This is a genomic window from Pseudomonas sp. CGJS7 (assembly GCF_036961695.1).
The window spans coordinates 36,919-52,862 of record NZ_JBAMDI010000056.1 but is presented as its reverse complement, the minus strand read 5'-3'; the positions used below and the strand labels follow the sequence as shown (position 1 = coordinate 52,862).

The window sequence follows — 15,944 nt, the reverse complement described above, 5'->3', positions numbered from 1 at the left end:
TGTAGGGGCGGCTTGCGTCGCGAAAGGGCTGCCCCCACAAAAGCGAAATTGCATCAGGTCAGACAGCTTCGGAGAAATCCACCAGGCGGACGGGGCGGCGGAAGCCTGCTGTCAGAACTGCCAGGTACGCAAGGCCCAAGGCAAACCAGCACAGGCCAATCACCAGCGTCAGCGCCGACAGGCTGGTCCACAGCCACAAGGTCAACCCCAGCCCTACCAGCGGCACCAGACCATAGCTCAGCAGGCCTATGAAGTTGCGCTGCGAGGCATCATCCATCAGGTGCGTTTTCACCACCGCCAGGTTCACCGCCGAAAACGCCACCAGCGCACCAAAGCTGATCAGCGAGGCGAGGGTAGACAGGTCGATGACCAACGCCAGCAGCGAGAACGCCGACACCAGCGCAATGGCGAAAACCGGCGTACCAAAGCGCGGCGACAGGTAACCAAAGCTGCGCCGTGGCAGCACGTTGTCACGCCCCATGGTGAACAGGATACGCGACACCGCGGCCTGCGAGGCCAGCGCCGAACCCAGGCTGCCCGCCACATAAGCAGCGGTGAAGAAGTTGGTGAGAAACTGCCCGCCAGCCTTGAACATCACTTCGTTGGCCGCTGCATCGGCATTGGCGAAGCTGCTGCCTGGCAGCACCAACTGGCTGACGTAAGCCAGCACGGTGAACAGCAACCCGGCGAACAGGGTGGTGAGGATGATCGCCCGTGGCACGTCGCGGCGTGCGTCGCGGCATTCTTCGGCCAGGGTCGATACGGCGTCGAAGCCCAGGAACGACAAGCACAACACCGCTGCGCCAGCCATCAGGTGGCCAAAGCCAGGTTTGCTGCCATCGCCGATTAGCGGCGACAGCAGGTCGAGCGGCTGGCCAGCCAATGTCTGGCAGGACAGCGCGACAAACACGCCAATGAACACGATCTGCGCGCCGACGATCAGGTTGCTGGTCTTGGCCACCGAGTTGATACCGACCACGTTCAGCACTGTCACCAAAGCGATGCATGCGAGCACGAAGGCCCAGGCAGGCACTGCGGGGAACGCAATGTTGAGAAACAGGCCGATCAGCAGGTAGTTGATCATCGGCAGGAACAGGTAATCCAGCAACAGCGACCAGCCGGCCAGGAAGCCGACATTGGGGCCGAAGGCCATGTTGGTGTAGGAATAGGCCGAGCCCGCGACCGGGAAGCGCTTGACCATGAAGCTGTAGGACGCGGCGGTGAACAGCATGGCCACCAGGGTGACCAGGTAGGCGCCGGCGGTGCGGCCACCGGTAAGTTCGGTGACGATGCCGTAGGTGGTGAAAATGGTCAGCGGGACCATGTACACCAGGCCGAAGAACACCAGGGCGGGGAGGCCGAGAACACGGCGAAGCTGGGCGGGGTTAGAGCTGGGTGGGTTGGCCATTGATCGATCCAGGCATTTTTGTAGTTGTGCTGTGGTCGATTTTTATCCACTTAGGTGGGGGAAGACAAAAAAGTAATCCTTATGCTGATTATTAGCCTGGGTTTTGATCGGATTCTGGCTATGGCAGGTCCGGCCTCTTCGCGGGTGAACCCGCTCCTACAAGGGGCAGCGCATGCCTGAATGAAGCGGTTGTAGGAGCGGGTTCACCCGCGAATGGGCCAGTTCAGGCGGCAGAAGGTCTCAGCCCATCTCCGCCCGCAGCTGCTCGATCCGCTGGTCCTTCGCCACCCACAACTGGTTCACCCAGGCCTGTACCGTCTGCCTGAACTCAGGATCATTCTCGTAATCCCCCGCCCACAACGCCGGGTCCAGCTCCCGCACCTGAATGTCGATAATCACCCGGCTAATGCTGCCATTGAGCAGGTCCCAGAACCCCGGCGCCTTATTACCGGGGTACACGATGGTCACATCCAGCAGGGCATCCAGCTGTTCGCCCAATGCCGCGAGCACAAACGCCACACCACCCGCCTTGGGCTTGAGCAGGTAGCGATACGGCGACTGCTGCTCCTGGCGCTTGGCTTCGGTAAACCGGGTGCCCTCCAGGTAATTGACCACGGTCACCGGCTGGCGCTTGAACAGCTCGCAAGCCGCCTTGGTGATTTCCAGGTCCTTGCCCTTGAGCTCCGGGTGCTTTTCCAGAAACGCCTTGCTGTAGCGCTTCATGAACGGGTAATCCAGCCCCCACCAGGCCAGGCCCAGCAACGGCACCCAGATCAGTTCCTTTTTCAGGAAGAACTTGAAGAACGGTGTACGGCGGTTGAGGCTTTCGATCAACGCCGGGATGTCGACCCAGGTCTGATGATTGCTCACGGCCAGGTACGAGGTGTCCTTGCGCAGGTTTTCCACACCGCGGATGTCCCACTGAGTAGGGATGCACAGGGCGAAGATGGCTTTGTCGATTTCCGACCAGGTTTCGGCCACCCACATCACCGCCCACGACGCGTAGTCGCGGCCACGGCCTGGCAACACCAGCTTGAGCAGGGCGAAGACCAGCAGCGGGCAGATCAATACCACAGTATTGAGCAGCAGCAGGGTGGTAGTGAGAATGCCGGTCAGCAGGCGACGCATAAAAAGACTCTTGTTGTGGGAGATAAACGGTTGGCAATGATAAGCAGGGCGGTCGTCTACGCCAAATGTCCAATGCCCGGCGGCGGGAACAAATGTTTCACGTTATGTTGTTTAGTCTTGTGAAAGCGAACCTATCTTGCCAGTGCAGTCTAAGCACTGACCCTTTTCAAGGAAGCCTGCCTGTGAAACCACTGCTAGCCCTGTTGTCATTGTTGGCGCTGCCGGTAATGGCCGCCGAGCCCACCCTCTACGGCCGTTACGAGAACATCGCCCTGCCCGAGCTGGGCGAAACCCTGAAAGCCAAGATGGACACCGGCGCCTTCACCGCGTCGCTGTCGGCCAAGGATATCGAGCTGTTCACCCGCGATGGCGACGAGTGGGTGCGCTTCCGCCTGGCGACCAAGGACTCGGACGGCAAGGTGTACGAGCACAAGGTCTCGCGCATCAGCAAGATCAAGGGCCGTGCCGATGAAGAGGACGAAGGGGATGCGCCAGAGGTCTCCAAGCGCCCGGTGGTCGACCTGGAGTTGTGCCTGGGGGATGTGAAGCGCACCGTCGAGGTGAATCTGGTGGACCGCAGCAACTTCAACTACCCGCTGCTGGTGGGTTCCAAGGCGCTGCGCGAGTTCAAGGCGGCGGTAAACCCGGCGAAGAAGTTCACTGCTGGCAAGCCAGGCTGTTGATTTGAAGCGGGCGCAATACAATGTAGCGAACACACATAATGTGGTGTCAGGCACCGGCTTCGCCGGTGTTCGCGGGCAAGCCCGCTCCTACACTGAGATGTGCCAACCTTCAAAACCGCAAGGCCGGACGCCATGCCCCATATCCTCATCGTCGAAGACGAAGCCGCCATCGCCGACACCCTGGTCTACGCCCTGCAGGCCGACGGTCACAGCACCGAGTGGGTAACCCTGGGCAGTGCCGCCCTCGACCAGCAGCGCCAGCGCCCGGCCGACCTGGTCATCCTCGACATCGGCCTGCCCGACATCAGTGGCTTCGAAACCTGTCGCCAGCTGCGCCGGTTCACCGAGGTGCCGGTGATGTTTCTCAGCGCCCGGGACGGTGAAATCGACCGCGTAGTAGGCCTGGAAATCGGCGCCGATGATTACGTGGTAAAACCTTTCAGTCCTCGTGAAGTGGCAGCGCGCGTTCGGGCGATCCTCAAACGCATGGCTCCGAGGGCCGAGGCTGCCGGCGGAACCACCTTGTTCCAGCTCGACACCCTACGCATGCAGATTACCTACCGCAGCCAGCCGCTCACGCTGACCCGGCATGAGTTCCGCTTGCTGCAATGCCTGCTCGAACAACCGCAGCGGGTGTTCAGCCGCGAACAGCTGCTCGACGCTTTGGGCGTGGCCTCCGACGTGGGCTATGAGCGCACCATCGACAGCCATATCAAGAGCCTGCGCGCCAAACTGCGCCAGGTAGCGGGTGATGCCGAGCCGATCCAGACCCATCGCGGCCTCGGTTACAGCTATAGCCCGGAGCACGCCTGATGCGCTTGGGTATTCGCATCTTCCTGGTGTACTTCCTGTTCGTCGGTTTGGCCGGTTACTTCTTGCTCAATACCGTACGCGAACAGATTCGCCCGGTAGTGCGCCAATCTTCCGAAGAAACATTGGTAGACACTGCCAACCTGCTGGCAGAAATCCTGCGGGATGACGTCAAGGCCGGCACCCTGAACCAGGGCCGCCTGCCCGAGGTGCTCGAGGCCTACGGCTCGCGCAGCCCGGGCGCACAGATCTGGGGGCTGGCCAAGAACCAGGTCAGCCACCGCATCTACGTCACTGACGCCAAGGGCATCGTGTTGCTGGACTCCAGCGGCGAGGCCCTGGGCAAGGACTACTCGCAGTGGAATGACGTGCTGCTGACCCTGCGTGGCCAGTATGGCGCCCGCTCTACCCGCAGCGACCCCAACGACGAAAGCACCTCGGTGATGCACGTTGGCGCGCCGATCATCGACAACGGCAAGATCATCGGCGTTGTCACCGTCGCCAAGCCCAATAGCTCATTGCAACCCTACATCGACCGCTCCGAGCGGCGCCTGCTCACCCTGGGGCTAGGGCTGATCGGCCTGGGCTTGCTGATCGGCGCGGCTCTGTCGTGGTGGCTTGCGCGCTCGCTGCGCAAGTTGGCAGGTTATGCGCAGGCGGTCAGCGAAGGTGAGCGTGCGGAGCTTCCGCATTACAAGGGCGGCGAGCTGGCGAACCTGGCACAGGCAGTGGAGCGCATGCGCACCCAGCTGGAAGGCAAGGCCTATGTCGAGCGCTACGTGCACACCCTGACTCACGAGCTGAAAAGCCCGCTGGCGGCCATCCGCGGTGCTTCCGAGCTGTTGCAGGGCGAGGACATGCCCGCTGATCAGCGGGCGCGCTTTGCCGGCAATATCGAGCGCGAGAGCGAGCGTTTGCAGCAGATGATCGAGCGGCTGCTCAACCTGGCCAGGGTCGAGCAGATGCAGGCGCTGGAGGACGAGCAGCAGGTGGCGCTGGCGGCGTTGGTCGATGAGTTGCTGCTGGCCCATGCGGCGCGTATCGAAGGCGCCCGTTTGCAGGTACGTCAGCGGGTGCCTGCCACTTTGCGCTTGCTTTGCGATCCGTTCCTGATGCGCCAGGCGTTGGCCAACCTGCTCGACAACGCACTGGACTTCACCCCGGAAGGGGGCACGCTGCTGTTCGACCTGGAGCGCGCTGGCGAACGCGTGGCGTTGAGTGTGTTCAACCAGGGGCAAGCGATACCGGCCTATGCCATCGGGCGGGTCAGCGAGCGGTTCTACTCGCTGCCGCGGCCCGGTAGCGGGCGCAAGAGCACCGGGCTGGGGCTGAACTTCGTGGCCGAGGTGATGCAACTGCACGGCGGGGCCTTGGCGGTGGACAACGTCGATGGCGGGGTACGGGTGCGGTTGTGGCTGCCGCTGCGGCGCATTAGCTGAGATAGCCGGGCTGCTCAGCAGTCTCAATTACACATAAATCACACACACGCTCCACAAAGCCTCCACGCAAGGCGCAGACACTGCGCCCACTGCCACAGGAGGCCACATGAACAAGACCCTCGGTTTCAAACTCGGCATGATCGCCATGCTGATGTTGCTGTTGCTCATCCCGCTGCTGCTGATCAACGGCCTGATCGACGAGCGCCAGGCCATGCGCGACGGTGTGCTGCGCGATATCGCCCAGAGCACCAGCTTCGATCAGCAACTCAGCGGCCCGCTGCTGGTGGTGCCGTACCGCAAGTACCAGCGCCGCTGGATCGAAAAGGACGGTGAGCGTACCCAGGAAACCAGCACCATCACCGGCCACCTGTACTTCCTGCCGGAAACCTTCGACGCCGACCTGGGTGTGGACACCGAACTGCGCGCCCGCGGCATCTACCAGGCCCGGTTGTTTCACACCAAAGGCCGTATCAGCGGCCGCTTCAAGCTCCCGGCGCATTGGGGCATCGACAAGGACTTTGACGACTACCGCTTCGACAAGCCGTTCCTGGTGGTGGGCATCAGTGATATCCGCGGTATCGAAAGTGCTCTGGAGCTGAGCATGGACGAGCAAAAAGTGCCGTTCGAGCCCGGCACCCAGCTCGACTGGATGCGCGGCGGCGTGCACGCCAGCCTGCCGGGGCTGGACGGGTTACAGGCGCGAACGTTCAGCTATGGCTTTGACCTGGCGCTGCAAGGTACCGGCCAGTTGCACGTGGTACCCGTGGGCCGTACCAGCAGCGTGGACATGCGCGCCAACTGGCCACACCCGAGCTTCGTCGGCAATTACTTGCCCAACCGCCGCGAAATCGATGCTCAAGGCTTCAGTGCCCATTGGCAAACCTCGTTCTTTGCCACCAACCTTGAGGATGCCATACGCCAGTGCGCTAACGCCGGGCAGTGTACGGATTTCAGTGAGCGCAGCTTTGGCGTGAGTTTTATAGACCCGGTGGACCAGTACCTGAAAAGCGAGCGGGCGATCAAATACGCGTTGTTGTTCATTGCCCTGACCTTTGCCGGTTTCTTCCTGTTCGAGGTAATGAAGAATCTGAGTGTGCACCCGGTGCAGTACATCTTGGTGGGCGTGGCGCTGGCGTTCTTCTATCTGTTGCTGCTGTCGTTGTCCGAGCACATTGGCTTTGGTTTGGCGTATGGGCTGTCGGCTTCAGCCTGTGTGCTGCTGATCGGTTTCTACCTGAGCCATGTGTTGCGCAGCCTGGGGCGAGGAGTGGGTTTTGCAGCGGGGTTGGCGGCGTTGTACGCGCTGCTCTACGGGCTGCTGAGTGCCGAAGACTATGCGCTGCTGATGGGGTCGTTGCTGTGTTTCGGTTTGCTTGGGGTGTTCATGGTGCTGACCCGGCGGCTGGACTGGGCGCGTGTGGGGAGGGTGGCATGAGGGAGGATAGAGAGATCGGGCGCTGGTTGGCGCTCAGGATCGGGCTGTTGTTTCCTGTGATACCGAGGTGAGGCCTTCGCGGGCACGCCCGCTCCCACAAGCCCACCACAGATAGCGCACACTGTGGAAAACCTTGTAGGAGCGGGTTTACCCGCGAAGGGGCCCTCAGGCCACTGGCGCCGTAGCGACCATCGATGGCCGCTTGACCACCTCGGCATACCACGCCGCCAACCCAGGCTGGCGCTCACGCCAGCCAAACCCGGGCTGACGCAGATCCAGATAGCCCAGCGCACAGGCCACGCCAATCGCCGCCAGGTCGAAGCCGGAGATCAGCTCCGGCAAGTGCTCCTGCTCAAGGTTGGCCAGGCTACGGCGGATCTTGTCACCCTGCGCCTGCAGCCAGCCATCCCAGCGCTTGTCTTCTGGCCGCAGGAAGCTCTCATAACGGCTCGACACCGCCGCATCCATGATCGCATCGGCCTGTGATACCAAGGTCATGCGCCGCCAGCGCGCCGAGCCTTCTCGTGGCAGCAGCGGCAGGCCTACGTGCTGCATGTCGAGGTACTCGCAGATTACCCGGCTGTCATGCAGCACGGTGCCGTCTTCCAGCCGCAGGGCCGGGATCTTGCCGATCGGGTTGTCCAGGTTGAGCTGCGGGTCGCCGCTCACCGGGCTGATGTTCACCGGCTGCAGCTGCACACGCTCAAGCTGGCCGGTCTCGTGTAACACCACCATGACCTTGCGCACGAAAGGCGACAACGGCGAGTGGAACAGGGTCATCGTGCTCATGCTTCAGTTACCTTGCAGGCTGGGTGGCAGGCACACGCCGGTGCCGCCGATGCCGCAGTAGCCGTCCGGGTTCTTGGCCAGGTACTGCTGGTGGTAGGCCTCGGCGAAATAGACGGTCGGTGCCTGGTCGATTTCGGTGGTGATCTCACCGAAGCCGGCCTTGCTCAGTTCGGCCTGGAAGGCGTCGCGGCTGGCCTTGGCCTGTTCCAGCTGTTCCGGGCTGGTGCAGTAGATGGCCGAGCGGTACTGGGTGCCGATGTCGTTGCCCTGGCGCATACCTTGGGTGGGGTTGTGCAGCTCCCAGAACATTGCCAGCAGTTCGCGGTAGCTGACCTTGTCCTTGTCGAACACCACCAGCACCACTTCGGTGTGGCCGGTCAGGCCCGAGCAGACTTCTTCGTAGGTAGGGTGCGGGGTGAAGCCGCCGGCGTAGCCGACAACGGTGCTGACCACACCTTCACGCTGCCAGAAGCGGCGCTCCGCGCCCCAGAAGCAGCCCAGGCCGAAGATGGCGAAGTCGATGGCGCCTTCGAAGAACGGGCCGAGCAGTGGGGTGTCTTTGAAGACGTAGTGGAACTCGGGCAGGCTCATTGGCGTGTCGCGGCCAGGCAGGGCCTGTTCCGCAGTGGGCATGACGTTTTTGTTCACCAGGATTTCCGAACGCAGGACCATGACCGTTCCTCTGTGTTTATTCAGTGGGGTAGGGGTTTGGGCCTTCGCGGGCATGCCCGCTCCCACAGGTACAGCACAGGTTTCAAAGGTTGTGGTGTTCCTGTGGGAGCGGGCGTGCCCGCGAAGGGACCCGAATGGCTTCTATAGTGCCCGAGGATTACGCAGCTGTCAGGCCACCGGGCCACGCGGATAGCGCTTCAGCCGTTCGGCCAGCTCGCGCCCGGGAATCGGCCGGTCGAACAGGTAACCCTGGCCCACGTCGCAGCGGTGACGGCGCAGGAACGCCAGCTGCTCTGGCGTCTCGATCCCTTCGGCCACCACCTTCAGCTTCAGGTTGTGGGCCATGGCCACCACCGCCGAGGTGATTTCCATGTCGTCCTGGTTGTCGGGGATTTCGTTGATGAAGCTGCGATCGATCTTGAGGATGTCGATCGGAAACTTCTTCAGGTAGCTCAGCGACGAATAACCGGTGCCGAAGTCGTCCATGGCCAAGGTCAGGCCCAGGGCCTTCAGTTCGTCCAGCTGGCGGTGGGTGTCTTCGCTGGCTTCCAGCAGCAGGCCTTCGGTCAGCTCCAGCTCCAGCAGGTGCGGGGGCAGGGCTTCTTCCTTGAGGATGGTGCTGATCGACGCCACCAGGTCCGGGTCGGAGAACTGTTTGGGCGACAGGTTGATGGCTACATGCAGGTTGCCCAGGCCGGCCTTGCGCAGTTGCTGGCTCATGCAGCACGCCTGGCGCACCACCCATTTGCCGATAGGGATGATCAGGCCGGTTTCCTCGGCCACGCTGATGAACTGGTCCGGGCGGATCATGCCGCGTTCGGGGTGGTTCCAGCGCAGCAGCGCTTCCAGGCCCAGCAGGCGACCGCTGCGCAGGCACAGCTTGGGCTGGTAGAACACGTCCAGCTCATTCTGGGTCAGGGCACGACGCAGGTTGTTCTCGACGAACAGCTTGTAGCTGGCTTCGGCGTTGAGCACTTCGGTAAACACCTGTACCTGGTGTTTACCGTTGGCCTTGGCCTTGTGCAATGCAAGGCCGGCATTCTTCATCAGGCTGGCCGGGTCGACACCGTGCAACGGTGCACAGGCCAGGCCTACCGAGGCGGTGACGTTGATCAGCTGGTTGTCGACGAACATCGGCTTGTCGAGGGTGCACAACAACTGCTGGGCAACGCCTTGGCCATCTTCAAGGCTGGTGTCGTCGAGCAGCACGGCGAACTCGTTACTGGCAAAGCGCGCCAGGATGCCACCGCTGTGCAGGCTGTTGCGCAGACGCCTGGCCAGGCTGATCAGCAGCTTGTCGCCGGTCTGGTGGCCAAGGCTGTCGTTGATGCGCTTGAAGTTGTCGATGTCCACCAGCAGCAGGCACATCGAGCTTTCGCCATCGCGGGCGAAGCGCTCGTCCAGGCTGCGGATGAACGCCGGGCGGTTACCCAGGTTGGTGAGGTTGTCGGTGTAAGCCAGGCGTTCGATGCGTTGCTGGGCCAGCTTGGTCTGGGTGACGTCTTCGTAGATGCCGATGTAGTGGGTCAGCTCACGGTTGTCACCGTACACCTTGGAAATCGACAACTGGCCCCAGTACGGCTCCAGGTTTTTGCGCCGGCTCTTGAACTCGCCCTGCCAACTGTTGCCCATGGCCAGGCTCGACGGCGAGTCGAACAGCAGTTCGCTGAGGTTCTCCAGTGCCGGTAGCTCACCCAGCTGGCGGCCCTGCACTTCGTCGGTACTGTACTGGGTGATGGCGGTGAAGCTGGGGTTGACGTACTCCACCCGGCCGTCGCGGTTCACCAGCAGAAAGGCGCTGGCGCTCTGCTCGACCGCGCGCTGGAACAGGTGCAGGGCGCTGGCCGCAGCCCGTCGTTTGTGGTTTGTGATCACTTGGGCGAACTGGTCGGCCAGCTCGCCGGCAAAGGCAATTTCGTCCGACTGCCAGGCCCGTGGCTGGCCGGTTTGCTCCAGGCACAGCACGCCAATCACCTGGCCATCGACACGGATGCTGGCGTCGAGCATGGCCTTGTTTTCCGGGCGCATGCTTTGCGCCAGGGCGCGGGTGCGCGGGTCGTGGCCGGCGTTGTGAGCGTCGATGGCGCGGCTTGCGTGCAGTGCATCCAGGTAGTCGGGGAAGCGGCTGGCATCGATGGCTTCGGGCTGGCGGTGCTCCTGTGCATCGCGGTACCAGGCGATGATCGGTTCCAGGCGTTGGTCTTCCAGGTGCCAGATGCTGGCGCTGTCGACCTTGTAGATTTCGCAGGCGCTTTGGGTGATCAGCTGGGCCGCTTCGAGCAGCGAGTTGCCCGCGCTGTAGCGATGGCGGGCGAGGCGCAGGATAAGGTCCTGCTGGCCGCGCACCCGCTCCAGGTGCTCCAGTTGTTCTTGCTGCGTGCGCTGGTTCAGCTGCAAGGCCAGTTGCAGGCGGTTGTTGCGTGACTCTAGGTCGCTGGCGCCGGGTTCGCCGGTCTCTTCCTGCTGGTCATCGAGCACGCTCAGGTAGCCGCGCAACAGCTGGCGGTTGTGTTGCTTGTAGGCTTCACCCGCTTCCAGCAGGCGCAGCGAGGTGCTCGGCGTGTGCAGGGTGTAGCGCACGCGATAGTAGCCGCGCTGGGCCAGTTGCAACTGGATTTCGTCGTGCAGCCGGTAGCGTGCTTCGGGTTCCATCAGGCTGGCGTAGGGCGCGTCAATCAGGGCACACAGCTCGCCGGTTTTCAGGCCGAACTGGCGCTCACAGGCTGGGTCAAGGTAGAGCATGGCCCAGGTGGCTTCGTTGAGCCTTTCGAAACGCAGCATGCCGAGCCGCGAGGGCACGGGTAACTGTGTCACGACCTCGGCCGCCACACGGCTGGCGGCATCGGGTTGGCTTTTCATCGAAGACTCGCTTGAAGAGGGAACGCTGCCTTGTGGCTGCGGCGGATTTGGCAAGGTTGCATCATGTCCCGAGGGCTGGCAAGCGGCCATGCTTGATGCTGTGGACAGGTTATCGGCTGACGTGGCCGATTCTGTAGTTTGGCTGGAGATTTTGGGGCCGCTTTGCGGCCTTGTGTCGCGAAAAGAGGGCGAAGCCCTCCCAGCTTTTCCCAGGCAAAAAAAGCCCCGCCAATCGACGGGGTTGAGGTACGAGCGTGGCAGCTCGAAAAGGGTACTGCCCCTCGCAAGGAGGGGCAGTGTGCTGGCTTACAGCAGCATGGTGCGGATATCGCCCAGCACGTCGCCCAGGCGCTTGGTGAAGCGCGCGGCGGCGGCGCCGTTGATCACACGGTGATCGTAGGACAGCGACAGCGGCAGCATCAGCTTTGGCTGGAAGGCCTTGCCATCCCAGACTGGCTGCATGGTCGCCTTGGAGACGCCCAGGATAGCCACTTCCGGCGCATTGACGATCGGCGTGAAGCCGGTGCCGCCAATGTGGCCGAGGCTGGAGATGGTGAAGCAAGCGCCTTGCATCTCGTCAGCCGACAGCTTCTTGGTGCGCGCCTTCTCGGCCAGTGCAGCGGCTTCGGCAGCCAGTTGCAGCAGGCTCTTCTGGTCGACGTTCTTGATCACAGGGACCAGCAGGCCGTCCGGGGTGTCCACGGCGAAGCCGATGTGCACGTACTTCTTGCGGATGATGGCCTTGCCGCTTGGCGCCAGCGAGCTGTTGAAGTCCGGCAGTTCCTTGAGCAGGAAGGCGCAGGCCTTGAGCAGCAGTGGCAGCACGGTCAGCTTCACCCCAGCCTTCTCGGCCACGGCCTTCTGCGCAACGCGGAAGGCTTCCAGCTCGGTGATGTCGGCAGAGTCGAACTGGGTCACGTGCGGCACGTTGAGCCAGCTGCGGTGCAGGTTGGCAGCACCGACCTGCATCAGGCGGGTCAGGGCCACTTCTTCCACTTCACCGAACTTGCTGAAGTCCACGGCAGGGATCGGCGGGATGCCAGCACCACCGGTCGCACCGGCGGCTGCCGGCGCTTCCTTGGCCTTCTGCATCATGGCCTTGACGTAGACCTGCACGTCTTCTTTCAGGATGCGACCGTGCGGGCCGGTGGCAGCAACTGCACCCAGCTCGACACCGAATTCACGGGCCAGCTGACGAACAGCAGGGCCTGCGTGAACCTTGGCATTGCTGCCAGCGGCCGGTGCGGTAGCAGCCGGTGCAGGGGCAGCAGCCGGGGCTGCAGCGGCAGGTGCGGCAGCCGGAGCAGCCTCAGCCTTGGCTGGTGCAGGAGCAGCAGCCGGTGCCGGCGCGGCAGCCGGGGCGGCACCCGCCACTTTCAGCTTGAAGATCAGGTCGCCAGTGCCGACTTCGTCTTCCAGCTTGCAAAGCACTTCTTCGACCACGCCGGCGGCCGGCGACGGGATTTCCATGGAAGCCTTGTCGGACTCCAGGGTAATCAGCGACTGGTCGGCTTCGACGGTGTCGCCGACTTTGACCAGCACTTCGATGATCTTGGCCTTGCCCGACGAACCGATGTCCGGCACGTAGATGTCCTGCACGCTGGCGGCAGCCGGGGCTGCTGCCGGAGCAGGGGCAGCTTCGGCGGCCGGAGCCGGCGCAGCAGCCTGAGCTGGAGCAGCGGCAGCAGCCGGAGCCTCAGGGGCCGCAGCAGCGGCGCCCTCGGCTTCCAGGACCAGCAGTTCGTCGCCTTCTTTCAGGCGGTCGCCCAGCTTGACCTTCAGTTCCTTGATGACGCCAGCCTTGGGCGCCGGAATTTCCATGGAGGCCTTGTCGGACTCCAGGGTCAGCAGGCTCTGGTCAGCCTCGATACGATCACCGACCTTGACGAACAGCTCGATGATTTCACCTTCACCGCTGCCGATGTCAGGTACGCGAATGAGTTCGCTCACTTAAAAATACTCCTCAGCAGTCCAGTGGGTTGCGCTTGTCCGGGTCGATACCGAACTTGACGATAGCGTCTGCGACAACCTTGGGTTCGATCTCGCCACGGTCAGCCAGGGCTTCCAGGGCAGCCAGCACCACGAAGTGGCGGTCGACTTCGAAGAAGTGACGCAGCTTCTTGCGGCTGTCGCTGCGACCGTAACCGTCGGTACCCAGGACTTTGAACTCTTTGCTCGGTACCCACTGACGAATCTGCTCGGCGAACAGCTTCATGTAGTCGGTAGAGGCGATGACCGGGCCTTTGCGGCCGTTCAGGCACTGCTCGACGTAGGTCTGCTGTGGCTTCTGGCCAGGCTTCAGGCGGTTGGCGCGTTCCACGGCCAGGCCGTCGCGGCGCAGTTCGTTGAAGCTGGTGACGCTCCACACGTCGGCACCGACGTTGAACTCTTCACGCAGGATCTTCGCGGCTTCGCGGACTTCGCGCAGGATGGTGCCGGAGCCCATCAGCTGTACGTGGTGTGCAGCTTCGCGGGTGTCCTCTTCCAGCAGGTACATGCCCTTGATGATGCCTTCCTCGACACCGGCCGGCATGGCTGGCTGCTGGTAGGATTCGTTCATCACGGTGATGTAGTAGAAGATGTCCTGTTGCTCTTCGGTCATCTTCTTCATGCCGTCCTGAATGATCACCGCCAGCTCGTAGCCGTAGGTCGGATCGTAGGTGCGGCAGTTCGGGATGGTGCCCGCCATCATGTGGCTGTGACCGTCTTCGTGCTGCAGGCCTTCACCGTTGAGGGTGGTACGGCCGGCGGTACCGCCGATCAGGAAGCCACGGGTGCGGCTGTCGCCAGCGGCCCAGGCCAGGTCGCCAATACGCTGGAAACCGAACATCGAGTAGAAGATGTAGAACGGCAGCATCGGCTGGTTGTGGCAGCTGTACGAGGTACCGGCAGCGATGAACGACGACATGGCGCCGGCTTCGTTGATGCCTTCCTCGAGGATCTGGCCCTTCTTGTCTTCGCGGTAGAACATCACCTGGTCTTTATCGACTGGCTCGTAGAGCTGGCCGACCGAGGAGTAGATGCCCAACTGGCGGAACATGCCTTCCATACCGAAGGTACGGGCTTCGTCCGGGATGATCGGAACGATGCGCTGGCCAATGTCCTTGTCCTTGACCAGTTGCGCCAGAATACGCACGAAGGCCATGGTGGTGGAGATTTCGCGGTCGCCCGAGCCGTCCAGGATCGCTTTCAGCGTTTCCAGTGGCGGGGTCGGCACGCTGAAGCTCTTGGCACGGCGCTGTGGCACGAAACCGCCCAGGGCAGCACGGCGCTCGGCCAGGTACTTGGCTTCGGCAGAACCTTCTTCCGGCTTGAAGAACGGCAGGTTCTCCAGGTCGGCATCCTTGACCGGGATGTCGAAGCGGTCACGGAAGTGACGCAGGCTGTCGACGTCGACCTTCTTGGTGTTGTGCGCGGTGTTCTTGGCTTCGCCAGCACCGGTGCCGTAACCCTTGATGGTCTTGGCCAGGATGACGGTCGGCTGCTCTTTGTGGTTAACAGCCTGGTGATACGCCGCGTAGACCTTGTACGGGTCGTGACCGCCACGGTTGAGCTTCCAGATCTCTTCGTCGGACAGGTCTTCGACCATGGCCTTGAGTTCCGGGGTGTTGAAGAAGTGCTCGCGAACGTACGCGCCGTCTTTGGCTTTGTAGTTCTGGTATTCGCCGTCGATGACTTCGTCCATGCGGCGCTGCAGGGCACCGTTGGTGTCCTTGGCCAGCAGTGGGTCCCAGAAACGGCCCCAGACGACTTTGTTGACGTTCCAGCCACCGCCACGGAACACGCCTTCGAGTTCCTGGATGATCTTGCCGTTGCCGCGAACCGGGCCGTCGAGGCGCTGCAGGTTGCAGTTGATGACGAAGATCAGGTTGTCCAGCTTCTCGCGGCCGGCCAGGGCGATTGCACCCAGGGATTCCGGCTCGTCGCACTCACCGTCGCCCATGAAGCACCAGACCTTCTGCTTGCCGGCCGGGATGAAGCCACGGGCTTCCAGGTACTTCATGAAGCGTGCCTGGTAGATCGCCTGGATCGGGCCCAGACCCATCGAAACGGTCGGGAACTGCCAGAAGTCAGGCATCAGCCATGGGTGCGGGTACGAAGACAGGCCGTTGCCGTCCACTTCCTGGCGGAAGTTGTTCATCTGGTCTTCGCTGATACGGCCTTCCATGAAGGCACGGGCGTAGACGCCTGGCGATGCGTGGCCCTGGAAGAAGATCAGGTCGCCGCCGTGTTCTTCGGTAGGGGCCTGGAAGAAGTAGTTGAAGCCGATGTCGTACAGGGTGGCACTGGAGGCGAAGCTAGAGATGTGTCCGCCCAGGTCCGAGTCTTTCAGGTTGGTACGCATGACCATGGCCAGCGCGTTCCAACGCACCATCGAGCGAATGCGGCGTTCCATGAACAGGTCGCCAGGCATGCGTGCTTCGTGGGTGACAGGGATGGTGTTGCGGTATGGCGTGGTGATCGCATATGGCAGCTGGGAGCCACTACGGGTGGCCAGCTCGCCCATACGGGTCATCAGGTAATGAGCGCGGTCTTCGCCTTCTTTGTCGAGGACCGACTCCAGGGCATCCAGCCATTCCTGGGTTTCGATTGGATCGAGGTCTTGCATGGCTTGCTCCAGGGCGGAAAGGCAACCAGAATCGATTGCCTGAGATTGCGACTGGCCTTATGGGCAGACGTCGTGAATTCTTGGATTACCGGGGTGTCTTCCGGCGCGTTGT

11 protein-coding genes are annotated in these 15,944 nt (G+C 62.4%); 4 read left to right on the top strand and 7 right to left on the bottom strand.

Features of this window, described 5'->3' with window-relative positions:
• Nucleotides 1–58: 58 nt before the first annotated feature.
• On the bottom strand, nucleotides 59–1,408 hold the full coding sequence (locus V7787_RS28475; protein ID WP_104886798.1) for an APC family permease: 1,350 nt from the start codon (nucleotides 1,406–1,408) through the stop codon (nucleotides 59–61).
• 240 nt (nucleotides 1,409–1,648) lie between these two features.
• Complete coding sequence (locus V7787_RS28470; protein ID WP_014589394.1) at nucleotides 1,649–2,536, bottom strand: acyltransferase; 888 nt, start codon at nucleotides 2,534–2,536, stop codon at nucleotides 1,649–1,651.
• Between the two features lie 182 nt (nucleotides 2,537–2,718).
• Between V7787_RS28470 and rloA2 the strand changes: the two genes are divergently transcribed.
• The 4 genes from rloA2 to creD all read left to right on the top strand — a co-directional run bounded on the left by rloA2 (nucleotide 2,719) and on the right by creD (nucleotide 6,903).
• Entirely contained in the window at nucleotides 2,719–3,219 is a 501-nt protein-coding gene (rloA2, locus tag V7787_RS28465) for a retropepsin-like aspartic peptidase RloA2 (RefSeq protein WP_014589395.1), read from the top strand.
• Nucleotides 3,220–3,351: 132 nt separating this feature from the next.
• The gene (gene creB / locus V7787_RS28460; RefSeq protein WP_019437093.1) at nucleotides 3,352–4,032 is read left to right on the top strand and encodes a two-component system response regulator CreB; all 681 of its coding nucleotides are present in this window, start codon (nucleotides 3,352–3,354) and stop codon (nucleotides 4,030–4,032) included.
• On the top strand, nucleotides 4,032–5,468 hold the full coding sequence (gene creC, locus V7787_RS28455) for a two-component system sensor histidine kinase CreC (protein WP_064492512.1): 1,437 nt from the start codon (nucleotides 4,032–4,034) through the stop codon (nucleotides 5,466–5,468). Before creB ends, creC begins: the two co-directional genes overlap by 1 nt.
• 106 nt (nucleotides 5,469–5,574) lie before the next feature.
• A complete protein-coding gene (gene creD / locus V7787_RS28450; RefSeq protein ID WP_064492513.1) occupies nucleotides 5,575–6,903 on the top strand; it encodes a cell envelope integrity protein CreD in 1,329 nt (442 codons plus the stop codon).
• A 165-nt stretch (nucleotides 6,904–7,068) separates the two neighbouring features.
• Here creD and V7787_RS28445 read toward each other — a convergent pair whose 3' ends face one another.
• The 5 genes from V7787_RS28445 to aceE form a co-directional block, all read right to left on the bottom strand.
• Nucleotides 7,069–7,692 (bottom strand): glutathione S-transferase, encoded by a 624-nt coding sequence (locus V7787_RS28445; protein WP_019437095.1) that lies wholly within the window; start codon nucleotides 7,690–7,692, stop codon nucleotides 7,069–7,071.
• Nucleotides 7,693–7,695: 3 nt separating this feature from the next.
• Nucleotides 7,696–8,364 (bottom strand): peptide-methionine (S)-S-oxide reductase MsrA, encoded by a 669-nt coding sequence (gene msrA, locus V7787_RS28440; protein ID WP_010951691.1) that lies wholly within the window; start codon nucleotides 8,362–8,364, stop codon nucleotides 7,696–7,698.
• Between the two features lie 168 nt (nucleotides 8,365–8,532).
• On the bottom strand, nucleotides 8,533–11,223 hold the full coding sequence (locus V7787_RS28435) for a putative bifunctional diguanylate cyclase/phosphodiesterase (protein WP_014860927.1): 2,691 nt from the start codon (nucleotides 11,221–11,223) through the stop codon (nucleotides 8,533–8,535).
• A gap of 306 nt (nucleotides 11,224–11,529) precedes the next feature.
• Complete coding sequence (gene aceF / locus V7787_RS28430) at nucleotides 11,530–13,173, bottom strand: dihydrolipoyllysine-residue acetyltransferase (RefSeq protein WP_336090730.1); 1,644 nt, start codon at nucleotides 13,171–13,173, stop codon at nucleotides 11,530–11,532.
• 13 nt (nucleotides 13,174–13,186) lie between these two features.
• Nucleotides 13,187–15,832, bottom strand: coding sequence for a pyruvate dehydrogenase (acetyl-transferring), homodimeric type (gene aceE / locus V7787_RS28425; protein WP_010951693.1), 2,646 nt, complete (start codon nucleotides 15,830–15,832; stop codon nucleotides 13,187–13,189).
• Nucleotides 15,833–15,944: the final 112 nt, after the last annotated feature.